General features: G+C 55.5%; 23 protein-coding genes and 1 tRNA gene. 17 read left to right on the top strand and 7 right to left on the bottom strand.

What is annotated here, in order from left to right; translation table 11 throughout:
- Nucleotides 1-40: 40 nt before the first annotated feature.
- The gene (locus AVO44_RS03480) at nucleotides 41-1399 is read right to left on the bottom strand and encodes an ABC transporter substrate-binding protein (RefSeq protein WP_068332511.1); all 1359 of its coding nucleotides are present in this window, start codon (nucleotides 1397-1399) and stop codon (nucleotides 41-43) included.
- A 216-nt stretch (nucleotides 1400-1615) separates the two neighbouring features.
- On the opposite strand from AVO44_RS03480, the gene AVO44_RS03475 reads away from it, so the two are divergent.
- From AVO44_RS03475 to AVO44_RS03465, 3 genes are all read left to right on the top strand, one after another.
- Nucleotides 1616-2647, top strand: a complete 1032-nt coding sequence (locus AVO44_RS03475) for a LacI family DNA-binding transcriptional regulator (protein WP_068332508.1) — start codon at nucleotides 1616-1618, stop codon at nucleotides 2645-2647.
- 1 nt (nucleotide 2648) lies between these two features.
- Nucleotides 2649-3959 (top strand): GH1 family beta-glucosidase, encoded by a 1311-nt coding sequence (locus tag AVO44_RS03470; protein WP_068332505.1) that lies wholly within the window; start codon nucleotides 2649-2651, stop codon nucleotides 3957-3959.
- 369 nt (nucleotides 3960-4328) lie between these two features.
- Nucleotides 4329-4414, top strand: a tRNA-Leu gene (locus AVO44_RS03465).
- 138 nt (nucleotides 4415-4552) lie between these two features.
- On the opposite strand, the gene AVO44_RS03460 is transcribed toward AVO44_RS03465, so the two are convergent.
- From AVO44_RS03460 to AVO44_RS03450, 3 genes are all read right to left on the bottom strand, one after another.
- Nucleotides 4553-5227 (bottom strand): DnaJ domain-containing protein, encoded by a 675-nt coding sequence (locus AVO44_RS03460; protein WP_068332501.1) that lies wholly within the window; start codon nucleotides 5225-5227, stop codon nucleotides 4553-4555.
- Nucleotides 5227-5946, bottom strand: a complete 720-nt coding sequence (locus AVO44_RS03455; RefSeq protein ID WP_068332498.1) for a vWA domain-containing protein — start codon at nucleotides 5944-5946, stop codon at nucleotides 5227-5229. Before AVO44_RS03455 ends, AVO44_RS03460 begins: the two co-directional genes overlap by 1 nt.
- 202 nt (nucleotides 5947-6148) lie before the next feature.
- Nucleotides 6149-7075: a LysR family transcriptional regulator gene (locus AVO44_RS03450; protein WP_068332495.1), complete on the bottom strand. Its 927-nt coding sequence runs from the start codon at nucleotides 7073-7075 to the stop codon at nucleotides 6149-6151.
- A 104-nt stretch (nucleotides 7076-7179) separates the two neighbouring features.
- On the opposite strand from AVO44_RS03450, the gene AVO44_RS03445 reads away from it, so the two are divergent.
- From AVO44_RS03445 to AVO44_RS03405, 9 genes are read left to right on the top strand one after another with little or no spacing between them, the layout of a single operon-like run.
- The gene (locus AVO44_RS03445; RefSeq protein WP_068332491.1) at nucleotides 7180-8241 is read left to right on the top strand and encodes a maleylacetate reductase; all 1062 of its coding nucleotides are present in this window, start codon (nucleotides 7180-7182) and stop codon (nucleotides 8239-8241) included.
- Nucleotides 8242-8266: 25 nt separating this feature from the next.
- Nucleotides 8267-9541, top strand: a complete 1275-nt coding sequence (locus AVO44_RS03440) for an ABC transporter substrate-binding protein (RefSeq protein WP_068332488.1) — start codon at nucleotides 8267-8269, stop codon at nucleotides 9539-9541.
- A 45-nt stretch (nucleotides 9542-9586) separates the two neighbouring features.
- Complete coding sequence (locus tag AVO44_RS03435) at nucleotides 9587-10306, top strand: ABC transporter ATP-binding protein (protein ID WP_068332485.1); 720 nt, start codon at nucleotides 9587-9589, stop codon at nucleotides 10304-10306.
- A complete protein-coding gene (locus tag AVO44_RS03430) occupies nucleotides 10306-11016 on the top strand; it encodes an ABC transporter ATP-binding protein (RefSeq protein ID WP_068332480.1) in 711 nt (236 codons plus the stop codon). Before AVO44_RS03435 ends, AVO44_RS03430 begins: the two co-directional genes overlap by 1 nt.
- Nucleotides 11013-11876 (top strand): branched-chain amino acid ABC transporter permease, encoded by an 864-nt coding sequence (locus AVO44_RS03425; protein WP_068332478.1) that lies wholly within the window; start codon nucleotides 11013-11015, stop codon nucleotides 11874-11876. The genes AVO44_RS03430 and AVO44_RS03425 overlap by 4 nt, the downstream gene beginning before the upstream one ends.
- Nucleotides 11876-12961, top strand: coding sequence for a branched-chain amino acid ABC transporter permease (locus tag AVO44_RS03420; protein WP_233421905.1), 1086 nt, complete (start codon nucleotides 11876-11878; stop codon nucleotides 12959-12961). The genes AVO44_RS03425 and AVO44_RS03420 overlap by 1 nt, the downstream gene beginning before the upstream one ends.
- Before the next feature lie 13 nt (nucleotides 12962-12974).
- Nucleotides 12975-14732 carry an FAD-dependent oxidoreductase gene (locus AVO44_RS03415; protein ID WP_068332477.1) on the top strand — a complete coding sequence of 586 codons (1758 nt, stop codon included), beginning with the start codon at nucleotides 12975-12977 and terminating at the stop codon, nucleotides 14730-14732.
- A gap of 39 nt (nucleotides 14733-14771) precedes the next feature.
- Complete coding sequence (locus AVO44_RS03410; RefSeq protein ID WP_068332476.1) at nucleotides 14772-15656, top strand: intradiol ring-cleavage dioxygenase; 885 nt, start codon at nucleotides 14772-14774, stop codon at nucleotides 15654-15656.
- Nucleotide 15657: 1 nt separating this feature from the next.
- Entirely contained in the window at nucleotides 15658-16482 is an 825-nt protein-coding gene (locus tag AVO44_RS03405) for a 3-oxoadipate:acetyl-CoA acetyltransferase (RefSeq protein WP_068332475.1), read from the top strand.
- Nucleotides 16483-16694: 212 nt separating this feature from the next.
- Here AVO44_RS03405 and AVO44_RS03400 read toward each other — a convergent pair whose 3' ends face one another.
- Entirely contained in the window at nucleotides 16695-17999 is a 1305-nt protein-coding gene (locus AVO44_RS03400) for a ferredoxin reductase family protein (RefSeq protein ID WP_068332474.1), read from the bottom strand.
- Nucleotides 18000-18267: 268 nt separating this feature from the next.
- Between AVO44_RS03400 and AVO44_RS03395 the strand changes: the two genes are divergently transcribed.
- Both AVO44_RS03395 and AVO44_RS03390 read left to right on the top strand, forming a co-directional pair.
- Nucleotides 18268-18771, top strand: coding sequence for an Hsp20/alpha crystallin family protein (locus AVO44_RS03395; protein ID WP_068332473.1), 504 nt, complete (start codon nucleotides 18268-18270; stop codon nucleotides 18769-18771).
- Nucleotides 18772-18945: 174 nt separating this feature from the next.
- Nucleotides 18946-20538: a trypsin-like peptidase domain-containing protein gene (locus AVO44_RS03390; RefSeq protein WP_068332470.1), complete on the top strand. Its 1593-nt coding sequence runs from the start codon at nucleotides 18946-18948 to the stop codon at nucleotides 20536-20538.
- On the opposite strand, the gene AVO44_RS03385 is transcribed toward AVO44_RS03390, so the two are convergent.
- Complete coding sequence (locus AVO44_RS03385) at nucleotides 20539-22155, bottom strand: MFS transporter (RefSeq protein WP_068332467.1); 1617 nt, start codon at nucleotides 22153-22155, stop codon at nucleotides 20539-20541.
- A 45-nt stretch (nucleotides 22156-22200) separates the two neighbouring features.
- Complete coding sequence (locus AVO44_RS03380; RefSeq protein ID WP_068332458.1) at nucleotides 22201-23421, bottom strand: APC family permease; 1221 nt, start codon at nucleotides 23419-23421, stop codon at nucleotides 22201-22203.
- A gap of 641 nt (nucleotides 23422-24062) precedes the next feature.
- Here AVO44_RS03380 and AVO44_RS03375 point away from each other — a divergent pair.
- The 3 genes from AVO44_RS03375 (at nucleotide 24063) to AVO44_RS03365 (ending at nucleotide 26171) form a co-directional block, all read left to right on the top strand.
- A complete protein-coding gene (locus tag AVO44_RS03375) occupies nucleotides 24063-24512 on the top strand; it encodes a phasin family protein (RefSeq protein ID WP_068332455.1) in 450 nt (149 codons plus the stop codon).
- Between the two features lie 59 nt (nucleotides 24513-24571).
- Nucleotides 24572-24979, top strand: a complete 408-nt coding sequence (locus tag AVO44_RS03370) for a universal stress protein (protein WP_068332449.1) — start codon at nucleotides 24572-24574, stop codon at nucleotides 24977-24979.
- Between the two features lie 70 nt (nucleotides 24980-25049).
- Nucleotides 25050-26171, top strand: a complete 1122-nt coding sequence (locus AVO44_RS03365; protein WP_068332447.1) for an adenylate/guanylate cyclase domain-containing protein — start codon at nucleotides 25050-25052, stop codon at nucleotides 26169-26171.
- Nucleotides 26172-26197 lie beyond the last annotated feature (26 nt).

Here is a 26197-nt window from a genome sequence, read left to right as displayed (position 1 = left end):
TGTGAATTTGGGGCGACCCGGTGGCCGCCCCACGCGTCAGTTACTTTGCCGCGTCCCACGAGGACTGGATTTCACCAGCGACAGTGGCCGCGTCTTTCGCGCCCGACGAGTAATCGACCATTCCGGTCCAGAAGGTACCCGCACCAACCGCGCCCGGCATCAGGTCGGACCCGTCGAAACGGAACGTGGTGGCGTTGGTCAGGATTTCGCCTTGCCCGCGTTGCGTGTCGTTTGAGTAATTGTCAGGATTTGCACCCAGATGCGGGGTGAGGAAACCATCCTGAGACATCATGATTTCATGAGCAAACGGGGTCTTGAGGAATTCCATGAACGCCTCGGCGGCGGGGTTTGGATTGGTGATGGTGAACAGCGTGCCTGCCCCCAGTACCGGTGTCCCCAGGTCTTTTTCTGCGTAGGCCGGGAAGTAGAAGAAGTCGGCATCCACCCCAAGCTCGGTGCCTTCTGGGAAGTAGGCCGGAATGAACGAGGCCTGACGGTGCATCATGCAGGCAGGCGGGCTGTCGAACAGACCTTTCGGACTGTCGCGGAAGTCGATTGCCGCCGTGTCGTCGGCATCGCCCACAACGTAATCATCGTTGCGTGTAAAGCTGCCGTATTCCTCGATCGCTGCAATCACGCGCGGATCGTCGAACTTCATTTCGTTCGAGACCCATTGGTCATAAACCTCGGGGGGTTGCGTCCGCAGCATCAGATCCTCAACCCAGTCGGTCGCGGGCCATCCGGTCGCACCACCAGATGCAAGGCCAACGCATAGCGGTGTTTCGCCGTCAGCAACCATCTGATCCATAAGCGCCTTGAATTCTTCCATGGTCTGAGGAACTTCGTATCCGAAATCTTCAAAGTTCTCAGGGATGTACCAGACCAGGGATTTGACATTCACGTTGAAGAAGAAGCCGTAGAAATCCTGGTTGCCTTCGGCGTTTTCAAAAGTTCCAAGATCCACCCAGGACTGACCCGCAGCAAAGTTGTCTTTAATCCAATCTGCCGATCCCTCGGCCAGGGGCGTCAGGTATCCGTTCTTTGCCATGTTCGCGGCAAGGCCGGGTTGGGGAAACACGGTCAGGTTCGGCGCCGACCCTGCCGCTGCATCGATGAGGATTTGCTGTTCCAGCGAGTCCGATCCCACATAACTGGAATTCGCACCCGTCGCTGCATTGAAATACGCGACGAGGTTTTCGAATGCTTCGCCTTCACCCGCCAGCCAAGGCCCGAAAATAGTCAGGTCTTCGCCGCTCAGGTCATGCGCATCTGCGAAGGCCTGGTATCCATCCCAGTCAAAACTGCCGTCCCCGACGGCGTGCAGCAGATCGCTTTGTGCCTGAACCGAACCGGCCATCAAGGCAAACACGGCCGCACCTGCGTATAGCGAGTGTTTCATGACTTCTCCTCCCATCACTTTCCAGCGCCTTTTGAGACTCGGTTTTCAAAGCGCTTTGAATACCCAGCTTTATCCGCTAACATCGAGTTTCTGTCAATATCGGGAACAGGAAAGTTTATTTGTTGAGGTTTAGCGCAAGGGGCAAGGCGGGTTGACGTGGAATAAAAATGGATTGAAAACGTATCTGGCAAAAAATTTGAAGGCGCTTTGAAAGCCATGAACCTCAAGCAGCTCTCTGAAATCCTCGGCTTGTCGCAGACCACGGTTAGCCGCGCACTGAACGGATACCCCGAGGTGAACGAGGGTACGCGCATTCGTGTGCAGGCTGCGGCGGACAAGCATGGATACCGGCCAAACATCCGTGCCAAAGGGCTGGCGACGGGGCGTTCGATGGTGATCGGGCATGTGATTCCAACGTCGTCACGGCACGAGATGGTGAACCCGATTTTTGGCGACTTTGTCGCCGGCGCTGCCCGGACCTATGCCGAAAAAAACTACAATATGATGTTTACCCACGCGCCGGACACCTCGATCGAGGATTCCTATCGCAGCCTTTTTTCACGCGGTGCGGTTGATGGCGTTGTTCTGCAGGGGCCCAAAGTAAACGAACCGCGGATTTCCGTGCTGTCGAATATGGGCGTTCCATTCATCGTGCATGGCCGCTCGACCGGTGTGGACTTACCCTATGATTGGATCGACGTTAACAACCAACGTTCTTTCGAGCGGGCAACACAGTTTCTGATTGATCTGGGGCATCGACGTATCGCGTTGATCAACGGCTTGGAAGAGATGGATTTTGCGCAACGTCGCCGTAACGGCTACATGGCGGCGCTGCAAAGGGCAGGGTTTACACCCGATCCGGCGTTGCTGCGCAGCGCAGAGATGACCGAGATTTACGGGTATCAGACCGTATGTGACATGCTGAAACTGGATGACCCGCCCACTGCCATTCTGGCCTCGTCCATCATCTCGGCGGTTGGTGTCCGTCGCGCGTTAGAGGAAAACGGGTTGAAAATGGGCCGCGATATATCGGTCATCGCGCATGATGATGAGTTGTCTTACATGCGCAACGGCCAGGACGTTCCGATTTTCACCGCCACACGGTCGTCCGTGCGCCGTGCCGGCGAACTTGCGGCTGAGATGTTGATCGAGCGGATAAATGCACCCGATGATCCGCCAAAGTCTTGCCTTCTTGAAGCAGAGCTTGTGGTCGGCAACTCAACAGGTCCGGTTCGGCAGAGGTTGTAAAATGAAGCACAAGCGAAGTGATTTTCCAGACGATTTCCTGTTTGGGGTCGCAACCTCGGCCTATCAGATCGAAGGACATGGGCAGGGGGGTGCTGGCATGACCCACTGGGACAGTTTCGCAGCCACGCCCGGAAATGTCGTAAACGCGGAAAACGGGGATGTGGCCTGCGACCACTACACTCGGTTCGAAGATGATCTGGACCTGATAAAGGGGGCAGGTTTCGACTGCTATCGCTTTTCAACCAGTTGGGCGCGTGTGCTGCCAGAAGGGCGCGGCCCGGTCAATCAGGAAGGTTTGGACTTCTACGACCGGCTAACGGATGCCTTGCTAGAGCGCGGCATCCGTCCCTGCGCAACCTTGTATCATTGGGAGCTGCCTTCGCCGCTGGCTGATCTGGGCGGATGGAGGAACAGGGATATCGCCGGATGGTTCGCAGATTTCACCGAAATCATCATGCGCCGTATCGGTGATCGCATGTTCAGTGTTGCCCCGATCAATGAGCCGTGGTGCGTCAGTTGGCTGAGCCATTTTGAAGGTCACCACGCCCCCGGCCTGCGAGATATTCGCGCAACAGCCCGTGCGATGCACCATGTCCTGCTGGCCCATGGCCGCGCGATCGAGGTGATGCGGGGGTTGGGCATGTCCAATTTGGGCGCCGTGTTTAATCTGGAATGGGCCGAACCGGCTGACGACAGCCCGCAGGCGCAACAGGCGGCTGCACGCTATGACGGTATTTACAACCGTTTCTTTTTGGGCGGCGTATTTAAGAAGTCGTATCCCGATACAGTTCTGGACGGGCTTGAACCCTATTTGCCATATGGGTGGCAGACTGATTTCGATACAATCGGTGCTGCGGTGGATTGGTGCGGTATAAACTACTACACCCGCAAGCTGATCGCGCCTGCGGAAACGCCATGGCCGAGCTTGCGTGAGGTTCCCGGGCCCTTGCCCAAAACACAGATGGGATGGGAGATTGATCCGGCGGCCTTGTCCCGTTTTCTGCTTCGTACGGCCACAGAGTACACGGGTGATCTGCCGATCTATGTGACGGAAAACGGTATGGCCAGCCCGCAGCGTAGCCAGGACAATGACCGTATCGACTATTTGGATCAGCATCTGTCTGCCGTTCAGGCGGCGCTTGACCAAGGCGTTCCGGTAAAGGGGTACTTTGTCTGGTCTTTGCTGGACAACTACGAATGGGCCTTGGGCTATGAAAAACGCTTTGGGTTGGTGGATGTGGATTTCGATACCCTGAAGCGAACACCCAAGGCGTCTTATTTTGCCCTGAAACATGCCCTTGCCAGCGAGTGAATGATTAGGGCTGATGGCGGATCAGCGCTTGGGTAGAAAAGGACTTGTGACACAACTTTTTTCGCCCTAGGCCATCTTTCAGTTCGCGATTGTAAGCGGACAGAAGCGCGATACGGCAGGTGATCCTTTCGCGGTCGCTGTCATTAGACCGTTGGATTGGAACAATTCAACTTAGCGGCTTTTCAATCGGACTGGTTGGCAGTAAGAGTTTCTGACGTCAGCGGCTCAACCGGGTTGATGGCAATCAAATGTGGCTAAACCTCTGACTGCAACAGGCTTAATTTCCTGCCGCGTTCTCGGGAAGCCATTGTTTCTAAGGCCTTATGGCCGTAGTGAGTTTTGAGGTCCGGTTAAGGCCTGACACGCTTTGCCCGCGTGGTGGAATGGTAGACACAAGAGACTTAAAATCTCTGGGCCGAAAGGCCGTGCCGGTTCGAGTCCGGCCGCGGGTACCACACTCAGGAAAAATCAGAATCCCACTTTTTATTTTCGGTGTGATCCCTTGGGCACATGCGTCTCGCACATTCACCGCCTATTAAACGGTCGTCCGGCCACGCGCTGGGCACCGTACCTTCTGAGTAGGCGAAAACCCCTTAATTCTGGTCGCCAAGCAGAATGTTTCTTGCTTCGGTAATTTGCGCTGTCAACGCAGCTGAGCCGCCTTGATCAGGATGTACGCGTTTTATCAGCCGGTTGTACGCCTCACGGATTTCTTCGGCGCTGGCGCCCGCATTCAGGCCAAGAATCTGGTACGCCTCTTCTTTGCTGAGCGGGTGCAAGTTCGGGGGTTTGTCTTCTTGGGTGTAAGAGCGCCAATCGGGGTGCGCACTATCAAGGTAAGCTTCAAGCAATCGCTCAGTTTCATCATCATCACCGATTGCCGCGTGCAGATACATCAGTTCTGTCAGGTCGAGGTCTGAAAGCAGCTGGCCCTCGTGTTTACCGGTCAGAATCCGCCCGTCTATTTTTCCTGACTGGTGGTCAAGCGTCATTTCCAAACGCGCTGAGCGCACCTTTGATGTGCGCGTTTTGCTGGTTTGGCCCAGCGATGATCCTCTGAGCAGAACCAAACTGACGCCCATGATTACCAGAGGCACTGCAAGCGCAAAAGCACGTGTGGTTATCAGCGCCACACCAATCGCAATCAACGCAAAACCCATCGCCCTTTGCGCGCGGCTGCCTAGGATAGACCGGGCCGCGTTCATCAGAACCCACAGCAAAAACGCTAAACCGACAGCACTGGCGACAACGGTCAGGAATGGAGGCATCAGCGCATGTCTGACAGAAGTTGTTTGGCCTGCGAGTTATCAAGCGCCTCCAACGCTTTTCGACCGCCAGCCGCATATGTGGCAACCGCAACAAGAAGCGCCTTCAATTCATCGGCCGACCCTGCGTTAAACGGCAGGTAGACACCCCCGGTCAGCCGCGCGATTTCGCGGAACGCGATTGCGGCTGTTGGGTCAGCACCATCATGAAATGCAAACACTTTAACACCGTTCAGGCGCAATTCACCGGCCAGCCCACATAGCTTGTCCACGTCTTCTTCCATTGAGTCGCCGACATATACCAAAGCGGTCAGGGGCTCTTGCTCGGCCATTTTCTTGGCATGCTTAAAGACCTTGGCAATTTGGGTCAAACCGCCTCGGCAATCTATTTTCTCCATCATCGCGCGCAAGCTGTTTGCGTCATTGACCCACCGAGAGGCGCGAGCTTCCTGATTGCCGCGAAAATAGACAAGCTGCACAGACAGGTTGCCGACCGCCTCAGCGGCAGAGAACATCTCGCCCTGTAGGGCACAGGCCATGTCCCACGTCGGTTGGCGGCTCATGGTTGCATCCAACGCAAAAATCATTCGCCCGGGCGACGCGGACTGCGTCGCGGCCAGCTGTTTGGCCTGAAACAGGAAATCGCTGATCTCTGTTTCAGTTGATTTGCGCGCAGCTGGAAGGTCGGTTTCTTTCTGACGTGAAAGGTCGTTGCGTTGCATCACACTAGAGTATTTGTTGCGGGCGATTCTGTACACCTTTTGAGCGTTCTGGGGTGCTGCTTAAGATATTAGCCCGATTTGACGGTGAGAACAGAAGGCATCTTGCTGGATGTCTGTTGCTTCCACTTTCAACGCGCGATCTGCCCGATTTGAAAGACCCTTTGCCAACCGGCAGCGGTGCACACGCTGACGCAAACGCGCGTCAAGCCTTGCATATCAAACGGTCCAGCAGTTCGAATTTCCGCTCGACAAAAGCCAGAAACCGATTTGAGGTTGCCGACATTCGGCGATCGCGACGCATGACGCATCCTAAATGGCGGTCCGGGTCCCCGATTTTAATCGGTAAGGATGTCATCATATTCTGCCGTTGCATCATGAAAACGACCGAAAATGGCAGGACTGTCAGTGAATCTGATCCCGCCAGAACGTTAACAACAGCACTCAGCGAGCCTCCGGTGAAACTGATCTTCAGTTCCCGCACACCTATGCCGTCCAACGTGTTCCTCAGGTCGCGGAACAGCGGACTGTTCGCTGGCGGAGCAATCCAGGAATACTCGGTGATGTCCTCAAGCTTTACTTCGGTTTTGCGCGCCAATGGATGACCGACACGGCAGGCAATGACGTTTCTGCCGGGCAGGATTTGCCGGAACTCATACTCTTCTGACAGGTCGGCTGGTCGAATTGGAAGAATTGCCACATCAAGCGTTTCGCTGGAAATCTTGGACAACAGCTCGGCGGGGTAGCCATATGACTGATCGATCCGGATGTTTGGATGCTCGGCCTGAAATTCTGCGATAACACTAGAGATTACGCCATCCATGAAGATCGGCGTGCCCGCAACCCGGACTGCGCCGGACAGCCCTTGACGATGCTCATCCACCAGCCAGCTGGCGTGTCGGCCCGCCTCAAGAATCCTTTTGCCTTCCTGGGCAAGTGCCAATCCAAGTTCTGTGGGCTGAAGCGGTCTTCGGGCGGCAAGGAACAGGGGCTCACCCACGCGGTCTTCCAGCAGGGAAACACTCCGTGAAACACTTGGCTGTGATTTTCCCAGCAAAGCGGCGCCTTCGGTCAACCCGCCGGATTCAACAATAGCTGCAAGGATTTCAAGATGTCTTGGGTCGAGCTTCATAACCCAAAGTTATATTGATCGTCCAAAATTCGATCAAGAGTGAATTCGCAACCTGCTAGGATTTCCCTAACACGATAAGTCCGCGCAGGTCAGGAAGAACTTCAATGGCATTTGGCATCACCAGCATCAATGGTCAGAAGGTCCGGTTTGGTGTTGGTTTGCGTAACGACATTTGTTCCGAGCTGTCAGAGCTGGGGTCTGAAAAGGCGCTCGTGCTTTCGACACCTCAGCAGGTGGATATGGCGATGGAACTGGCGACCGCGATTGGTGATCGTGCGTCGGGCCTCTTCACTCGCGCAACGATGCACACACCGGTCGACGTGACCGAAGAAGCGGTTGAGCATGCCCTGTCAATTCAAGCCGATAGCCTAGTCTCAATTGGCGGTGGTTCGACCATCGGTTTAGGCAAGGCAATTGCCCTGCGTACCGGGTTGCCCCAGATCGCGATCCCAACAACCTATGCCGGGAGCGAGGCCACCCCGATCCTTGGGCAGACGGAGGGTGGGGTAAAGAAAACCCTGACAGATGCGAAGGTTCTGCCACGCGTCATTCTGTACGATCCCGAACTTGTCGCGACACTGCCGCCCGCGATGACCGTGACCAGCGCCTTGAACGCCATGGCCCACGCAGCCGAAGCGCTGTACGCCAAGGACCGCACGGATCAAACGACCGAACTTGCCGTTGATGGTCTCAAAGCATTTGCCGAAGGCTTTCCAAACGTTGTCGAAAACCCAGGCGATCTAAAGGCGCGAGAAGAAACGCAACGTGGGGCGTGGGCTTGCGGCACCGTTCTTGGTCAGGTCGGAATGGCGCTGCATCACAAGCTCTGTCACACGCTGGGCGGCTCTTTCAACTTGCCGCATGCCGAAACCCACGCAATCGTTCTGCCGCATGCCATTGCTTACAACGCCGTGGGTGTGCCTGAACTGCTGACGCCAGTTTCGCAAATACTGGATGGTGGCGAGCCAGGGCAGGCGCTTTGGGATTTTGCCAAGAAAATGGGCGCGCCAATGGCTTTGAAGGATCTTGGAATTTCCGAAGCCGATCTGGATCGCGCGACCGAGATTGCACTCAGGAACCCGTATTGGAACCCACGGCCAATAACCGCTGATGGGTTGCGGGCGCTGCTGCAAAACGCCTGGGCTGGAAACGCCCCGGGCATTTGAGTTCACCGTGTCAAGGGAGGGACACATGATCACAAGACGCAAACTGTTACAATCAAGCGCTGCAACCGGCCTTGGCCTTGCGGCAGGCTCTCTAGCTGCACCTGCAATCGCGCAGGGTGCGAAAATCAAACTCGGATATGTCAGCCCTCAGTCCGGGCCGCTGGCTGCGTTTTCCGAGGCGGACAAATTCATTCTGGACAACTTTGCCGCGTCAGAGGCTGGTGCGAATTTCGAAGTCATTGTCAAAGATAGCCAATCAAACCCGAACCGGGCCGCGGATGTCGCGGGTGAATTGATTGTGGATGATGAGATTGACCTGATGCTTGTCGCCTCAACGCCCGAAACGACGAACCCGGTCGCCGCGACATGCGAGGCCGAAGAGATGCCCTGTATCTCAACCGTCGCCCCGTGGCAGCCGTGGTTCATCGGGCAGCAAGGCAACCCCGGTGATCCGTCAAGCTGGGAACCTTTCTATTATGCCTACCACTTCTTCTGGGGTCTGGAAGATGTGATTTCAGTGTTCACTGCTATGTGGGGACAGTTGGAGACCAACAAGCAAGTTGGCGGCCTGTTCCCCAACGACGGTGACGGCAACGCCTGGGGTGATCCAAATGTTGGCTTCCCGCCTGTGTTGTCCGAGCTGGGATATACCCTGACGGACCCGGGACGCTATCAAAACCTGACCGACGATTTCTCGGCCCAGATCAACGCGTTCCGACAGGCGAATGTTGAAATCGTAACCGGCGTTCCGATCCCGCCCGATTTCACAACATTCTGGAGCCAGGCCAAACAGCAAGGGTTCACTCCCAAGGCCGCAAGTATCGGTAAGGCGATCCTGTTTCCGCAAGCGGTCGAGGCATTGGGCACCGCAGGCAACAACCTGAGTTCCGAAGTATGGTGGTCTCCGACGCATCCATTCTCCTCCTCGTTGACGGGGTCGAGTTCGGCGGAATTGGCGCAAGGCTACATGGCCGCCACCAACCGGCAATGGACCCAACCCATCGGTTTTGTGCATGCGCTGTTCGAAATGGCAGCCAATGTCATGGGCCGCGTCGATGACGCCGGTGACGGAGACGCAGTGGCGGAAGCAATCGCTGCAACGCAGTTGGAGTCGATCGTTGGCCGGATCGCGTTTGATGGCGCGGGACTGCCACCCTTTGCCGCGAAGAACGTCGCAAAAACGCCGTTGGTCGGTGGGCAGTGGCGATTGCTTGACGATGGCAGCTACGACCTTGTGATCGTCGACAATTCTTCAGCGCCCGAGATTCCAACAGCCGGCGTCATGGAAGAAATCTCCTGATCATTTCAAAACCAAAGCCCCGGTTTCCGGGGCAGGACTACCGGTATGACAATTCTTTCACTTAGAAACGTCTCGAAAAGCTTCGGAGCTTTGACAGTTGCAGACGACGTCAGTTTTGACGTCGCGGCGGGGCAGGCGCTTGGCATCATTGGTCCCAATGGCGCTGGCAAATCGACGCTGTTCAATTTGATTACCGGTAATTTGACGTCTGATGCGGGGTCGATCCATTTCGATGGGGCTGACGTGACCCGCGTTCCGCCGATGCAGCGGTGCCTGTCTGGAATTGGGCGCTCTTTCCAAATTCCCCAGCCTTTCGATCACTTGACCGTCTTTGAAAACCTGCTTGTCGCCGCAACACACGGGCAGGGCAAGTCAGAGCACGAGGTCGAACAAGACTGCGTGCGAATTCTGGAACAGACAGAAATGTCGGAGGTGGCGAATAACCCCGCAGGTGGTCTTCGGCTGTTGCAACGCAAGCGCCTGGAACTGGCGCGGGCGATGGCGACACGTCCAAAGCTGCTGCTTTTGGATGAAATCGCCGGTGGGCTGACGGATGCCGAATGCACTGCCCTGATTGATACGATCAAAGGCCTGCACGCCAGCGGTGTGACGATCATCTGGATCGAGCATGTCCTTCATGCGCTGACATCCGTGGTTGAGCGGCTTCTGGTTCTGGATTTCGGCAAGGTAATTGGCCTGGGTGATCCGGACGAGATCATGAACAGCCGCGAAGTCAAAGAAATCTATCTGGGGATCGAAGTCTGATGAGTTTGCTGGAAACCCATGCGCTGACGGCTTCTTACGGGGATTTTCAGGCCTTGTTCGGCGTGGATATCCGTCTGGAAGAGGGCGAGGCCGTTGCAATCATCGGCGCGAATGGCGCGGGAAAATCGACCCTGATGCGATCCATCTCAGGCGTTTTGATCAATGAAACAGATCAGGTGCAGTTTGACGGTCAGCCCATTGGCCACCTGACTGCGGATGAGATCATGGCGCGCGGTGTTGCAATGGTACCCGAAGGCCGCCGGCTGTTTCCTTCGCTGAGTGTCGAAGAAAACCTGCTTATTGGAACCTATGGCCGGAAAGTCGCGGGACATTGGTCGCTTGAAACGGTCTATGATCTGTTCCCCATTCTGCAAGAGCGCCGAAACCATCCGGGAACCGCACTTTCGGGCGGTCAGCAGCAGATGGTTGCGATTGGCAGGGCGTTGATGAGCAATCCGCGCGTTCTGCTTTGTGACGAAATCAGCCTTGGACTGGCCCCCGTGGTTATCAAGGACATTTACGCTGCCGTCCCCCGCATTCAGGACGCAGGGGCCAGCCTGATCGTGGTCGAACAGGATATCGGGCAAGCGATGAAGGTCTCGGACCGCGTCTACTGTATGATGGAAGGCCGTGTCACCCTTGAGGGGGCAGCGGACACGCTCAGCCGCGAGGCCATCCATGATGCCTATTTCGGAGGAGCCACCATATGATCTGGATCGACACCATCATTCAGGGTGTGCTGCTGGGGGGGCTTTATGCGCTTTTCGCCGCCGGGCTGAGCCTGGTGTTCGGGATCATGAGACTGGTCAACCTTGCCCACGGCGACCTGATCATCTTCGCCGCTTACCTGATCCTCCTGCTTGTGTCGCTGCTGGGACTTTCCCCATTTCTGGCAGCAATCATCGCCGCACCGATCATGTTTGGCGTCGGCTGGGCCTTGCAGCGGCATGTTCTGAACCGGGTGCTTGGGCCTGACATCCTGCCACCCTTGCTGGTCACCTTCGGCTTGTCGGTCGTCTTGCAAAACGCTTTGCTGGAAGGGTTTTCGGCAGATAGCCAACGGCTGCCAACTGGTGAGATCGCAACGGCCTCGGTTCAGCTAGGCGGTTTGAACCTGGGTGTGCTGCCGCTGCTAACCTTTGCGTCGGCAATTCTTGTGATCGTTGGCCTCAACCAGCTTTTCTATCGCACCGAACTGGGCCGAGCCTTCCGTGCCACATCGGATGATGCCGTTACCGCCGGTCTGATGGGAATCCGCCCGGAACGCATATTTGCAACCGCAACCGCGATTGCGATGCTGGTGGTGACGCTGGCGGCCCTCTATCTGGGAATGAGGGCGAACTTCGACCCCAATATCGGCCCTGCACGTCTGATCTATGCGTTCGAAGCGGTGATTATCGGTGGGCTGGGCAGCCTGTGGGGTACGCTTGTGGGCGGTGTCATCATCGGCGTCGCGCAAACGCTTGGTGCCGCGATCAATCCAGAATGGCAAATCCTGGCTGGTCATCTGGCCTTTCTTATCGTGCTTCTGATCAAACCCAGAGGCCTGTTTCCAAGGGCGGTGGACTGATGGCTGATATCCCGATGTATCGCGTCAGGACGCAAACGCGCGCCTCATACAGTGCCGGGGCAGTCTGCGTCGTCTTGATCGCAGTGTTCATCCTGCTGCCCGCCTTTGCCGGCAGGGGTCTGATCCAAGACCTGTTTTTCATCTTCACGATGCTGGTGCTGGCGCAGTTCTGGAACCTGCTTGCGGGCTATGGTGGTCTTGTTTCCGTGGGTCAGCAGGCCTTTGTGGGCATGGGGGCTTACGCCATGTTCGGTGGCGTGATCCTTTGGGGCATGGACCCGGTTCCCGCGATCCTTCTGGGCGGAGTTGCGGCCTTGATTGTCGCCATTCCCACGGCGTTCTTCGCCTTCCGCCTGCAAGGTGCGTACTTTGCCATCGGCACATGGGTGATCGCCGAGGTGATGCGCCTGCTGGTCGCCCAATGGAAGCTGCTGGGTGGAGGCACCGGCACCTCTCTGCCGCGCACGGCAACGCGTGAGATGTGGGCGACCGAGTGGATACAGGCCACCTTTGATGTCCGAGGGGCTGCTGCGCGGGATATCCTGACATATTGGTTGGCCCTTGGGTTGGTGATTGCCACGATTGCTGGGATCTATTGGCTGCTGCGAACCAAGCGCGGTCTGGCGCTGGCTGCTGTGCGCGACAATGTCGAAGCCGCCAAATCGGTTGGCGTTGATGCGGCGCGGATGAAATGGCTGGTCTACCTTGTCTCAGCAATGGGAACCGGCCTGACCGGAGCATTGATCTATGTTCAAAAGGTCCGCATTTCGCCCGACGCCGCGTTTTCGGTCACCGATTGGACAGCTTACGTGATCTTCATCGTCGTGATCGGGGGGATCGGCACGATCGAAGGTCCGATCCTTGGTGTCCTCGTGTTCTTTATCCTGCAAAGTCTGCTGGCGGATTACGGCTCTTGGTACCTCATGGTTCTGGGGCTGATCGGGATCGTGGTCATGCTCTTTGCTCCGCGCGGTCTGTGGGGGCTGATCTCTGAAAAAACCGGGCTGCAACTGTTCCCCGTACGCCGTCGCCTTGTGCTGACCAATCCGCAAGACGGCGCCAACACACCAAAAACTGACAAATAGAAGGAAGCGCAACATGGCCACCATCACAACAGATGTCTTGATCATTGGCACTGGCCCGGCGGGATCAGCCACGGCGGCTTTGCTGGCAAGCTATGGCATCGAGAATATGGTCATCAACCGCTATCGCTGGCTGGCCAACACACCGCGGGCGCACATAACCAACCAACGCACGATGGAGGTTTTGCGGGATCTCGGGCACGAGGTCGAGGCCGAAGCCTATATGCATGCCGCGCATCAGGATTTGATGGGCGAAAACGTGTTCTGCGAAAGCCTGGCCGGTGAAGAAATCGGGCGCATGAAAAGCTGGGGCAATCATCCGCTTTCGAAGGCTGAACATCTGTTGTCCAGCCCGACCATGATGAATGACCTGCCGCAAACCTTCATGGAACCTATCTTGTTTGGCACTGCCTGTCGCCGTGGCACGCAGGCACGGATGAGTACCGAGTACCTGAGCCACGAACAGGATGAAGACGGTGTCACGACCACGTGTCTTGATCGCCTGTCGGGCGAGACCCTAACGGTGCGGTCGAAATACCTAGTGGGCGCCGATGGTGGTAACTCGCTGGTCGCCGAACACGCGGGTCTGCCCTTTGAGGGGCAGATGGGGGTCGGCGGGTCGATGAACATTCTGTTCCGCGCTGACCTCAGCAAATACGTGGCGCATCGCCCCTCGGTGCTTTACTGGGTGATGCAACCCGGCGCGAATGTGGGCGGCATCGGCATGGGTTTGGTGCGGATGGTCAGGCCGTGGAACGAGTGGCTGATTGTCTGGGGCTATGACATCAATCAACCAGCGCCCGAGGTCGATGAGGCCATGGCAACGCAGGTTGCACGCCAGCTTGTTGGTGACCCCGAGCTTGAGATCGAGCTGATCAGCGCCAACACCTGGACCGTCAACAACATGTACGCCACGCATATGCAGAAAGATCGTGTGTTCATCATGGGCGACGCGGCGCATCGTCACCCGCCCTCGAACGGGTTGGGTTCGAACACGTCGATCCAGGACAGCTTTAACCTCGCGTGGAAACTGGCTGCCGTTCTGAAAGGGCATGCCGGGGCAAAGTTGCTGGACAGCTACAGCGAAGAACGCGCGCCGGTTGCCAAGCAGATTGTCACGCGGGCCAACCAGTCTATTGGCGAATTCGGACCCATTTTTGAAGCGCTTGGAATGGCCGAAGGAGTTGATCCGGAGGTTATGCAAAGCAACCTTGAGGCACGCACGGGCTCGACACCTGACGCACAGGCCCAACGGCAGGCGATCCGCGAGGCCATTGCGTTCAAGAAGTATGAGTTTGATGCGCATGGCGTCGAAATGAACCAACGCTACGACTCATGCGCGGTTGAAAAAGACGGCCAACCTGATCCCGGCTTCGAAAAAGACGCCGAGCTGCATTATCAGCCGACAACATGGCCGGGTGCGCGCATTCCGCATGTCTGGGTTTTTGATCACGACACGGGCAACAAGCATTCAACGCTGGATCTGTGCGGTCGCGGAGAGTTCACAGTTTTCACCGGCATAGGCGGCGAAGCGTGGGTGACAGCAGCCCTGGCCGTGTCCGCTGAGTTCGGGATGCCCATTCGGTGCCATGTCATCGGGCCGCGCCAAACCTATGTTGACCATACAGGGGATTGGGCAAGAGCATCCGAAATCTCAGATACCGGCTGTTTGCTGGTTCGTCCCGATCAACACGTCGCGTGGCGCTCCGCAGAATTGCCCGCCGATGCCGAAGCCGAATTAAGACGTGCGCTGAGCGCAATCCTTTCGCGCTGAGCGAAGTCGGATCAAGCTTACACAGGTTTGGAGGTTACTATGGAAACGCATGAGTTGGGATACTTTACCGAGGAAAACTCGGCCGAGGTTGTTTCTGCGCGCAACAAGAATGCGGAAAGCGAACGGCTTAAACAGGTGATGGAGGTTGTTATCCGCAAGCTCCATGAAGCCGTAAAAGAAATTGAACCCACACAGGAGGAGTGGTTCGAGGCGATCATGTTCCTGACCAAGGTGGGGCACATGTGCGATGACTGGCGGCAGGAATACATTCTGCTTTCTGACGTGCTGGGTGTGTCGATGTTGGTGGACGCCGTAAACTCGCGCCGTCCGACCGGAGCCTCAGAGAACACCGTGCTCGGCCCCTTCCATGTGGGCGGCGCGCCGGAATACGAGATGGGGCACAATATCTGCCTTGACCAGAAGGGCGAGGACATGGTCGTTCGCGGGCGCGTTACCGATGTGGACGGCAATCCGCTGGAAGGCGTCAAGATTGATGTCTGGCAGGCCAATGATGACGGTTTCTACGACGTCCAGCAAAAGGGTATCCAGCCAGATTTCAACCTGCGCGGTGTCTTTACCACGGGGGCTGACGGAACCTATTGGTTCCGCGCTGTTCGGCCCAAGAACTACTCGATCCCTGATGACGGCCCGGTTGCCGACCTGTTGCATCGCCTTGGGCGGCACACCTACCGGCCCGCGCATCTGCACTATATCGTCTCGAAAGAAGGGTTTGATGATCTGACGACCCATATCTTTGATCCTGACGACGAATATATAAATTCGGACGCGGTTTTTGGGGTCAAAGAAAGTCTCATCGCTGAATTCAAGCGCGTCGATGACCCGGCGCGGTCAAAAGAGGTTGGCTTTGACGGGCCATATTGGGATGTTGAGTTCGACTTTGTACTCGCACCAAAAGAGGCGTAAAATGGCGGAACCGTGTATCATATGTGTGGCAATTACGGGGTCTGTGCCCACCAAGGCCGATAATCCAGCCGTTCCCACAACTGTGGAAGAACAAATCGAAAGCACGCAGGAAGCGTTCGAGGCAGGGGCCGCGATCTGTCACGCCCATGTGCGCAACGACGATGAAACGCCCTCGAGCGATCCCGAGAAATTTGCCCGACTGAAAGAAGGGCTGGAGAAGCACTGCCCCGGTATGATCATCCAGTTTTCCACAGGCGGGCGTTCCGGCGCGGGCAAGACACGTGGTGGCATGCTGCCGTTGCGGCCGGATATGGCCTCGTTATCAGTTGGTTCGAACAATTTCCCAACGCGCGTTTATGAAAACCCGCCTGACCTTGTTGATTGGCTCGCGGCTGAGATGATTGAGTATGATGTCAAGCCAGAGATAGAAGCCTTTGACCTGAGCCATATCCTGATGGCTGCCGAGATGCACAAGAAGGGAAAGATAAAGGATACGCCTTACGTACAGTTCGTGATGGGTGTCAAAAACGCGATGCCAGCTGATCGGGACGTGTTCGATTTTTACGTCAAAACGGTGAACAGGTTGTTCCCCGGAGCACCGTGGTGCGCGGCCGGGATAGGTCCAAACCAGATCGTTTTGAACGATTGGGCGATCTCTTCGGGCGGGCACGCCAGAACAGGTTTGGAAGACAACGTTCGAATGGATAGAAATACTCTGGCCCCGTCAAATGCCGCTCTGGTCGAATGCACTGCAAACATCTGCGCGCAGTACGAACGCCCGGTCGCGACACCTGCACAAGCCCGGTCGATACTTGGGTTGGCTTGACCCTGAACCGCCACGGTCACCATGGCAAAGGAGCGATGCGTCGCTCCTTGCATTTAAACCTGCTGCGCGACCGCATTGCGCAGAAACAGGCGATGATCCAAAAGGTCGCTGACTACCTGAGGGAAAAACAAAGGAGTGCGGCGCAAACCACGATATTTACAACCCAAACTGACAGCTCAACCTTGCGACGTACCGGTAGATTTCTTAGCGGATCAATCATAGTCAAACCTCTCAGACAGAATCCGCTGTGATGAAGTGCCTCTGGCAATAAGGTGATCTTCGACAACATCCATCATGGCAGTCGGCCCGCAGAGCACGAACAGCCAGTTGTCAAACTGTTCGGAAGACAACGTGCGATCCAGAAGCGGGCCGTCAATCCAGCCTGTTTCCCCGCACCAGTTGTCTGGCGGTTCAGATAAAACAAAAACCGTGTCTTCCTTGGACAGTTCTTGCCGATAAACAATCTGCTCTTCCAGACGATTTCCGTAAATCAATTTGACGTCGCGTTGATCTGCGTTCGAACGGACTTGGCGCAATATGCTCAGCAACGGTGCGATGCCCACGCCACCTGCCACAAGAACAATGCCGCGTTCAGGGCGATCATCCACACAGAGATTCCCGTGCGGCCCATCAAGATATGCTAAGGTACCCGGCTTAATCTGTCCCAGCGTTTGGGTGAAATCGCCAAGCTCTTTTATCACGAAAGAAATGGTAGGGCTGTCCACAGGGGCGGAACTGATCGAAAAGGGATGTTCGTGCAGAGAAAACGCGCTGTGACCGACATTCAGCCACGCGAACTGGCCCGCAGCGAAGGTTAAACCATTGTGACCATCTGGTCGGACCTTTAATTCCCATTGCCTTGGCGTCAGCCGATTGATCGAAACCACGCGCCACGGCCTTCGCATTTGAAGCAAAGGATGGGCGACATAGACATACAGCAAAGTGCCCACAGCAATACCAGTCATCGCGATCCATAGATACGCCACTGCCGGATGCCCGCCGTAGCGACCGGCATAAACCGTGTGATGCAGCAAAAGACAAGCGAGGAACAAGGCCCCGATACCATGCAAGAGACGCCAGGTTTCGTACTTGTAATCAAGTGTCTTCCGCGCGATCGCCGAGATGACGAGAATGAACAGCAAAAGATAGGCACCGATCCCCGAAGCCAGCGCAAAAAAGTCAGTCGTAATCGTCAGTTGGGAAGATACGTCCCAAGGGCGTTGACCGCCAGAGGGTGTGCCCTGATACAGCAGCGGATGTAACAGCGCAAACGCGAGCGCCGTGCGCGCCATCACCTGATGCACCCGCATTGTCACGTCCATACCAACACCGGAAGAGATAAATCTAAAGCGTCCGGATAGCAGGAACTCCATCAAGATTATCGAAAACGCAAGCATTCCAAGCGCGGATGCAAGTTCTTGATGAAAAGATCGCGGCGGCCAATCAAGGGACCAAGACAACCCCAGCGGCGCCAGGATCAGCGCCATGTAGACCAGCACCAGATACGGCCATTTCATCAAATATGCTCCAATATGCTGAAACTAGGCAGTTCCTGCTTTTGAGTTAGCTAAGCCAGGAAGCTTGCGGTCGTTCATCAAGGCCTCTTTGGTCGGCCTTTTATTTTTATTTGTCGGTCAGTCATTATCCACAAAATTTCCGGCACGCTCTGCGGTCGAGGTAATCAAAAAACCTGCTGCGTGGGCTTGAGCAAGATCAAGGTCTACGGCTTTTTCTTCAGTCATAATATCGCCTCTGTGAAGTCGCACCAAAGAAGGAGGTTTGATAATGCTGGAAGACAAAAAGACCCCGCAACTTTTTACTGGTACGCATCCTCTCTCGGACAATTTCCGGCGAGAAATGGAATCCATGATGTCGCGGTTCTTCGGTGGCGGGTCACCTTTCCTGCCGCTTGAAACAGCTGCGCAGCGCTCAGGGTTTCCGTCTCTGGACATGACGGGCGCGATTTCTCCTGCGATTGATGTTCAGGAAATGGATACCGCTATTATTCTGACGGCCGAATTGCCGGGCCTCACAGAAGATGACGTTGAAATCGAAATCAAGGACCGTCGACTAACACTACGCGGTCAGAAGAACATCGCGCATGACGAAACGGGCGACCTGCGTGTGAGCGAGAGAAGTTATGGCAGTTTCTCGCGTGCCATGACACTGCCGGATAACGTCGACATCGAGGGGATTTCAGCGACGTTCGACAAGGGTGTTCTGCACATAAACATGCCGAAAACCGAACCACGGGACCCAAGTCGAAAGATCAAGGTTTCTTCTAAGTAGTGTTCATTCTCTGGCATTTGATCATAGAGAAGGCTGGCCATTGGGCGGCCTTCTTTCGATTGGGCGACATCTGTCGCGCTGTCCCAAGCCGGATTTGAAAGGCTGCGACCAGAGCATTCGAGACACCCTGAATGCGTGATAAAGTGCAAGTGTAGCCTTTGACAGGGGACTTGAATGCGCAAACCGGACGCAAATGGAATAAGACCACCACAGGACGTCAAAGGCGGTGACGTACGCGCCTTTTTGGAAAGTTTAACCGGGCCGTCACGGGGAAACGTGATCTGGCTTGTCGACAATGCGCTGACTGTTTCGGTTAGTGAGAACAGAGCGCTGAGCCTGCGGCTGAAAGATGACAACCCGCCCCATGACAACGATGTTGCCGCGCTGCAATGGGCCGGCGATGGCTATTCGATTACCGCGTTCTCTGGCAACAAGATATGGGTCAACGGGCGATTGGTTTCGTCAGAACGCCTTGGACATGGCGACATGATCGAGTTTGGCGAAAAAGGTCCGATGACCCGGTACAGAATATGCAACCACTTGTTTCCCACGCATCATACCGTCGAAGATATTCTGAGTGACGCCTACGCATACGCCAGGTCCAGCAGACGACCTTTTGCCAAACGGATGTCCGGTGCGCTGCGCGACAGTGGGCGTCGCCTTGCATCGCAAACCACTATCCTTTTCCGGATCACGGTACTTGCTGCTTTGTTTCTGATCGCGGGCCTTGTGTACTTGCTGTACCAGAACGACCAGAGGTTGGCGGAAAGTATCGACGAGGAGTCTCGCAAGATCGAAGCCGTTGCCGTCATGCTTGCGCAGACCCGAGAGGACGCGCTGACACCGGAAGACCTGAATGCGCTGAGAAACGCGTTTGAAAATCAGATCATCTCGACCGAACAGCGGCTTGGGACGCTGGAACAACGCGCGGGCGCACCAACCCGGGTGATTACTGCCTCGACGCGGTCCGTTGCTTTCATTCAAGGGGCTTACGGATTGCGCCATATCGAGAGTGGGAAGCTTTTGCGGCACGTCTTGGGCCCGAACGGAGAAAAGCTGCAAACTCCGTTCGGGCAACCGTGGATCGAACCGGATGGAACCGGAGAACCTGCTGAGTTCCAGTTCACGGGCACCGGTTTTCTGCTTGAGGGTATACCGTTGATAGTCACAAACCGACATGTCGCTTTGCCCTGGACCTCGGCGGATCGCGAAAAAGCCCTTAAGGCTGCGGGTCTTGAGGCGGAGATGTTGAATTTACTGGCCTACCTGCCGGGTGAAGCCGAGCCGATAGAGGCGACATTGGTTAGGTATAGTGAAACGGCTGATTTGGCCCTTTTGTCAGTGGATGCCAACCGTGTTCAGGGGCTGGGATTGCCGTTGTCGGATGCCGCGCCGCGTGCGGGTGAAGAGGTTTACTTGCTGGGCTATCCAACGGGTTTGAAAGCCTTGATCGCACAAGCAGGGCCGGGATTCCTACAAACGCTTGAGAAGGAAGGAACACTAAACTTCTGGTCGATCGCATCCCGGCTTTCCTTCGAAGGCAAGATCCAACCACTTGCCAGCCGCGGGATCGTTGCGCGAACAAGTCCGGGTTCCGTTGTCTATGATGCCGAAACCACAACTGGCGGCAGTGGGGGGCCGGCTCTGAACCGAAGGGGTGAGGTCGTGGCAATCAATGCTGCGATTCTGCCGGAATTTGGCGGCTCGAATATCGGTGTACCAGTGTCGGGTCTCGTTGCTCTGCTGGGTGAGGTGGAGGGTCAGTAGTCAATCGCTCGTATGGAAACGAGAATTTTGGACAAGCAAAACCATGACCAACGGTACAATCACAGAGATCAAGGCAACTGTGATCAACAGGTAGCCCAATTCACTGTAATCAGCGGTTGAGGTTACGACACCGGTTTCCGGGTTTGTCACCTCACGCGTGACCACGAATATTTCGTTCAGATATTTTGTGCCGAGGCTACTGGCCGACAGGGCCATGTTGGTAAACGATGCCATGACGGCAAAGAAAGTCGCTTTCAACTGCGTTGGGGCGTTGCGCGCGATCCACGCCAGCATTGGGACCATCGCAATCTGCCCGAGCGGGGATTCCACGGCCGTATCAAGAATGGCGATGAATCTTGCATCGACAATCCCGCCTGTGCGGGCTGCCGTCCATTCATGCACGCCGTAGTACAGCGCGAGGTTGGGCAGGGCGAGGATACCCGCAGCGATCGTAAGGACCACAACAACATGGGCAATGGAACGATTGGCCATGAAGGGCCTCAGGATGAATAGGCCAAGCAACGCAAGCAGGGATGTCAAAAGGGCCAGGATTGCGAGGAACTGTTCATCAAAACCTAACTCGTCAATTTCAAACCAGGTCAGTCCGGGGCCGGGCAGGGGGACGGCGCGGAACACGAAAATGATTGTTGCCGTCCCAATCAGGGCTTTCGCCTGTGCTGGCTCCAGCTCTTTTAGCAGGCGCGACATGAGGTAGAGGATGACCGCTAGGGACACCACAAAAATAGTCTCTTGCGCAAATGCGAATTCCGCTGTTCCCAACGTTATGCTGAGTGCAACAAACGCGAGGCCACCCAACAGTATGGACCACTTCACCTCGGTTACGTCTTCTGGGCCGTGTGCTGGGTGACCCCGGAGGCGGCGCTGACGCTGGATCAACGTGTGGAGTACTACGCCGCTGACAGACAGCAGCGGGATAATCAGGGCGATCAGATAGACTTGGCCATATAGCTCAAGCCGATCCGAATTTTGCAGCTCATCCGCACCAGAGAAAATCCATATATTCACCGCTGCAACTGCGGCAAACCCCGAGATTATCGCGACTCTGCCCAAGGTCTGCATGGTGGTGTGCTGCGCACGGCTTTCCTCAGGTGTAAAAGGGCGGCCATCCTGGTCGACCTTTGGAACCGCTTCGACCGTCATGGCGTCGGCGACAACATCCTGGATTGCATAGCCGGAGGGGGCCAGCAGCAGGGCGACCACATACCAATCTTCCAATGGCATCGTGCCTGACATAAGCGCTGGCGCGGTCACAAGCCCGTACATTATAACGAGCGACAATGTGATCAGTGACGCGCCCAGCAAGATCAACAAGGACTTCCAGCGCCAGAACAGATCGACCACATGCCCCAGTGGCATTTTTAGAATCCACGGAAGTCCGGCCCAAAACGCCAGCCCGGCAACAAACGACGCGGATAAATCTAGATAGTCTTTCAGAAAAAACGCACCGACGACTGATGTCAGGCCAGAAACGCCTGCAGCAAAGTAGACCATCAACGGCGGCAGGTAAGACCACCGCAATTGCTGCGCCAGATCAACAAAGGTCCGGTGCCACCAGGCTGAAACCTGCGTGCCTATCGAAGAATGGTCGGTGTTCATATGCTTTAAAGTCGCTTGGTTAAAGTCGCAGTCTGTTGCATTTACTCAGAGAAATCCGGCCGCGAAAAGCAGTGAACTGGTCAAAACACCCAGTACGGGCACAATAAGAGGCACATCAAAGTGTTGTTCGGCTTTGGCTGGAGCCCTTTTCAACAGGATCAGCGAAAGGTTGACCAAAACAAACACGCCCAGAACGATCTGCGACGTTCGTTCTGCCAAAAGCCCGATTGGAAGGGTTTGGGTCAGTAGCAGTATCGTTGCGACAACCAACAGCGTCGCAACGATGGGCGTGCGGGTCGCTTTGGGTACAATTGCCAAGACTTTCGGCAGATGGCCCCGGTCTGCAAGCCCATAGATCACCCGAGACGCCATTATCATTTGGATCAGGACACCATTGACCGTTGCCACGATTGCGACTGCGGAAAAGCCTTTTTTGATGGTCTCGGGAGCCTCTGAGAACACCAATGCAAGAGGGGCCGCAGAGTTTGCGAGTACATCAATAGGCACGACGTTCAAAACGGTGATTGACGTGCCGAGATACAGTACCGTGGCCAGAGCAAGCGTGAGCAAGATCGCTTTGGGAATTGTGCGGGTAGGCTCTTTTACCTCTTCGGCGACATTTGCCATATCTTCAAAGCCGACGAACGCAAAAAATGCCAGAAGCGAGGCTGCGAATATGCTTTTCCATGCGCCGGACTCCAACGGTGGGATCATCGAGGTGACTGCATATCCCTGAGGGTCGTGTACCGACACGCCCCAACCAATCACAAAAAGAAGCCCGGCTATTTCGATGACCGTAATGACGGCTGCAATGAACACGGATTCAGTGATGCCCCATAGCGCGATCAGTCCCATAATCAGAACAACGCCCATGGTCAGAAGGGGTGTTCCAAAACCCGTCAACGCGTGCAGGTATGATGCGGCGCCAATCGCGATGGCAGAGGCGGAAATCACTCCTGATGCCGCGACCGCAAGGCCCACAACCACCGCCATCCAGTCCCTTTGAAAACCGGCAGCGACATAGGCGGCCTCACCTGCGCTGACGGGATAGCGCGTTGCCAGTTCCGCATAGGACAGCGCGGTAAGTGACACCACAAGCGCAGCAACAACAAACGAAAACGCAGCATAGGGCCCTGCTATTTGCGCCGTTGCACCAACAAGCACGTAAATTCCCGCTCCAACCGTTACCCCAAGCCCGTAGAGCGTAAGCATCGGAGTCGTAAGCGCCCTTTTTAGCTTTTGTTCCGTTGCTTCACTCGTGCTCATAAGACGTAATCTTCGGTTGCTGCTCGGTCTGATAAGGATAATTTGCTGGCAATCGTTTTTCTTTTCGTTGCTCAAGACACCGAACAATGCCGCGCCGCGCCATTTTTGCCTTAACGCATGAGCCATTAGCATGCTGGTAAAGAAAAAGGGGCCCGGACCCACTCCTGCCGAGCCCCACGGTGGAACGTCCACGCTTTTGCAATTCCGTTCGCCGTTGTTTTTGCTTGGGGATAGCTGAGCGAACGTAGATCACTTTAAAACAATCGTATATCACTATGTGAATGTTTTAATCGCTTTGATCTATGTCAATCAAGATGCTTGCAGCGTCTGCAAGGCTCATTTTTAGATACGTTCGCTTTTTCCAGCCTTGATGTTTGACAGCAATGTTGGGGTGACGGCGATCTTTTGATCGACCGGTGCAAAACTCTCCGGAGCTAACGGATGGTGAAGCAAAGGTCGTAGTGCATCGTATTGTGGGAGCAAAAATCGCGCATCTGCGGGGAGTTTTTGAAAATGAAGATAGCCGACCCGTCCCGTGTCCTTTCGAGGCACGCAAATAACAATGGTCGCTGATCTGAGACAAGGCGCAACAAGGTAGCGTATGATAAAATTTTTTTTCAATGGATAAGGAGTAACTTACGATGTCAAACAAGAAGCCCAGCACAAGTTACCCGACCAATCTTGTCGACGTGTTCAAGCAAATGCAGCCGCCCTCGTTGGGCAGTTCTGCGTTCAGCGCGCAGATAGAACAGTTTTGGGACGCGCAGGAAAAAATGCTTGAAGAGACCGAGGTTTTTGCCAAGCACTGGTTTGAACGACGTCACGAAGCCGTTCGCTCTGCGCTGCAAGCAGCGCGCACGGCGTCATCCGCGAACCCGTCTGACCCGTCGAAAGCCTTGCAGAGTATGGCGGATTGGCAGCGCAATTCAGCCGAACGGTTGGTTGCGGATGCCCAGGAATGGTTCGAAACCGTGACCCGCTGTGCCGCCTATGTTGCCGAAACCGAGGCGGAGGCAGTCGAGAAAACGGTTGATGACGTTACTACGGCGGCAAAGAAAGTCGGTAAATCTTCAAAGTCTGAACCGGTGTAGGGCTTTTGTTGTCACACCAGTCAGGCTGAAGTCATCGGCAGCAGGAAGGAATTATTCAAATGTACAAAAATATCCTGGTCCCGGTTGTTTTGGACAAGGCCCACGACACGCAGGCGTCATTTCAAGCAGCGCGCCTGCTTGCTGATACAGACGCGGTTTTTTCCGTCGTGCATGTCCAAGAACCGATCCCAGCTTACGCGGCATCTCAGATTCCGAATGACGTTCTTGCGCGCACGCGGCATGAGATTCAGGAGCAGTTGAATCAAAACGCCAAGGAGCTTCCCGGTGCGAAGGCGTATCTCATATCCGGGCATGCGGGTAGGGCGATTGTCGATTTTGCTAATGAAAACGACATCGACTGCATTATCCTGGCGTCGCACAAACCCGGTTTCGAAGACATATTCCTGGGTACCACCGCAAACAGGGTCGTTCATCATGCGAAGTGCTCGGTTCATGTAATCCGCTGAACCCATGTTGGTGACGCGCTTTTGTTTCCGAGCAGTTCATGAGCTGCAGAGCGGTTGAGGAGTGTAAGAAATGGCTGCCAAGTCGTCGATTACCCGGATCAAGAAACTCAACGCAGATCATGAGGAAGCTCTGTTTCTTTGCGGTTTGGTGGACGATGTCAAAGACCCGCTGGCGCTGGAACCGCGGCCATACAGGTATGCCGAAGGTGAAAGTATCTGCCAGCCCGGTGATCCGGCCGAATGCCTTTGGATTATCGTAACCGGTTCGGTTGCCGTAAGGCTGAACCACCAGACGTTGTTCGTCAGGCACCGAAATGAAGTGATCGGCGAGCAGCATTTGGCAGGGAACGGATATCGCCGCGTCTATGAATTGGTCGCCGACGAAAGCAACGTCGAAGTGTTGATCATCGACAAATCGAAAATCGAGGAACATCCCGAAGCGGGTGTTATTTGGCGAAACATCGCAAAGATCATCTCGATCAAGCTGCGGAACGCCACCAGAAAGACGGCTTCTCTGGGTCGTCAACTGGCAGACGACACACGCATTCTTCATGCCTATACAAACCAGTACGCCCTGAGCCGCCGAATGCAGTCAGGCAGCGCACATCAGGCCGACTACGTTGTTGAACGTGCGGTCATCTGGTTTTCGGATGTGGTAAATTTCAGCAGATTCACGTTGAAGACAGCGCCGGAACGGGTTGCGGATGTCGTCCAACGTTTCTTCAACGCACAAACGACACCGGTTCTGGATGCTGGCGGTCACATAGACAAGTTTATCGGTGACGGGTTGATGGCGTTTTGGGTCATGAAAGACAAAAGTAACAGTGCCACAGCAATTTGCGCCGAAGCTCTCAACGCAGCAGAGCAGGCGGCCCGAAATGTTGAAAAAATTAGAATTGGGAACGAGCCCTTGTCATTGCGGATCGGGTTGCATCTGGGATTGGTGGTCAGCGGGGATTTCGGCTCGGCAACCCGCCACCAATTCACGATGATTGGTCCCGAAGTCAACAAGGCGGCAAGGTTGGAGCAAGCTCACTCTGATGACATCGTGCAAGGGAATGGCGTTTTGGGCGGGATAAGACTCAGCCGGGAGTTTTGGGATGAGTTAAGCGAGTTCCAGAGGCAACGGTTTAGCAGCCAATTCCGCGTTCGGGCGAAAAACATTGGTGAGCTTGATGTCTTTACGAACTGACCTGACGGACTTCGACGTGATCTGAA

It is taken from the genome of Ruegeria profundi (assembly GCF_001507545.1).
Lineage (GTDB): Bacteria > Pseudomonadota > Alphaproteobacteria > Rhodobacterales > Rhodobacteraceae > Ruegeria > Ruegeria profundi.
Note: the sequence above shows the minus strand (reverse complement) of the source record. Positions and strands in the feature narration are given on the sequence as shown.

Excerpts from the sequence above, each read along its gene's own strand:
- AVO44_RS03480 (WP_068332511.1), bottom strand. The coding sequence starts at position 1,399 with ATGAAACACTCGCTATACGCAGGTGCGGCCGTGTTTGCCTTGATGGCC.
- AVO44_RS03475 (WP_068332508.1), top strand. The coding sequence starts at position 1,616 with ATGAACCTCAAGCAGCTCTCTGAAATCCTCGGCTTGTCGCAGACCACG.
- AVO44_RS03470 (WP_068332505.1), top strand. The coding sequence starts at position 2,649 with ATGAAGCACAAGCGAAGTGATTTTCCAGACGATTTCCTGTTTGGGGTC.
- AVO44_RS03460 (WP_068332501.1), bottom strand. The coding sequence starts at position 5,227 with ATGCCTCCATTCCTGACCGTTGTCGCCAGTGCTGTCGGTTTAGCGTTT.
- AVO44_RS03455 (WP_068332498.1), bottom strand. The coding sequence starts at position 5,946 with ATGCAACGCAACGACCTTTCACGTCAGAAAGAAACCGACCTTCCAGCT.
- AVO44_RS03450 (WP_068332495.1), bottom strand. The coding sequence starts at position 7,075 with ATGAAGCTCGACCCAAGACATCTTGAAATCCTTGCAGCTATTGTTGAA.
- AVO44_RS03445 (WP_068332491.1), top strand. The coding sequence starts at position 7,180 with ATGGCATTTGGCATCACCAGCATCAATGGTCAGAAGGTCCGGTTTGGT.
- AVO44_RS03440 (WP_068332488.1), top strand. The coding sequence starts at position 8,267 with ATGATCACAAGACGCAAACTGTTACAATCAAGCGCTGCAACCGGCCTT.
- AVO44_RS03435 (WP_068332485.1), top strand. The coding sequence starts at position 9,587 with ATGACAATTCTTTCACTTAGAAACGTCTCGAAAAGCTTCGGAGCTTTG.
- AVO44_RS03430 (WP_068332480.1), top strand. The coding sequence starts at position 10,306 with ATGAGTTTGCTGGAAACCCATGCGCTGACGGCTTCTTACGGGGATTTT.
- AVO44_RS03425 (WP_068332478.1), top strand. The coding sequence starts at position 11,013 with ATGATCTGGATCGACACCATCATTCAGGGTGTGCTGCTGGGGGGGCTT.
- AVO44_RS03420 (WP_233421905.1), top strand. The coding sequence starts at position 11,876 with ATGGCTGATATCCCGATGTATCGCGTCAGGACGCAAACGCGCGCCTCA.
- AVO44_RS03415 (WP_068332477.1), top strand. The coding sequence starts at position 12,975 with ATGGCCACCATCACAACAGATGTCTTGATCATTGGCACTGGCCCGGCG.
- AVO44_RS03410 (WP_068332476.1), top strand. The coding sequence starts at position 14,772 with ATGGAAACGCATGAGTTGGGATACTTTACCGAGGAAAACTCGGCCGAG.
- AVO44_RS03405 (WP_068332475.1), top strand. The coding sequence starts at position 15,658 with ATGGCGGAACCGTGTATCATATGTGTGGCAATTACGGGGTCTGTGCCC.
- AVO44_RS03400 (WP_068332474.1), bottom strand. The coding sequence starts at position 17,999 with ATGAAATGGCCGTATCTGGTGCTGGTCTACATGGCGCTGATCCTGGCG.
- AVO44_RS03395 (WP_068332473.1), top strand. The coding sequence starts at position 18,268 with ATGCTGGAAGACAAAAAGACCCCGCAACTTTTTACTGGTACGCATCCT.
- AVO44_RS03390 (WP_068332470.1), top strand. The coding sequence starts at position 18,946 with ATGCGCAAACCGGACGCAAATGGAATAAGACCACCACAGGACGTCAAA.
- AVO44_RS03385 (WP_068332467.1), bottom strand. The coding sequence starts at position 22,155 with ATGAACACCGACCATTCTTCGATAGGCACGCAGGTTTCAGCCTGGTGG.
- AVO44_RS03380 (WP_068332458.1), bottom strand. The coding sequence starts at position 23,421 with ATGAGCACGAGTGAAGCAACGGAACAAAAGCTAAAAAGGGCGCTTACG.
- AVO44_RS03375 (WP_068332455.1), top strand. The coding sequence starts at position 24,063 with ATGTCAAACAAGAAGCCCAGCACAAGTTACCCGACCAATCTTGTCGAC.
- AVO44_RS03370 (WP_068332449.1), top strand. The coding sequence starts at position 24,572 with ATGTACAAAAATATCCTGGTCCCGGTTGTTTTGGACAAGGCCCACGAC.
- AVO44_RS03365 (WP_068332447.1), top strand. The coding sequence starts at position 25,050 with ATGGCTGCCAAGTCGTCGATTACCCGGATCAAGAAACTCAACGCAGAT.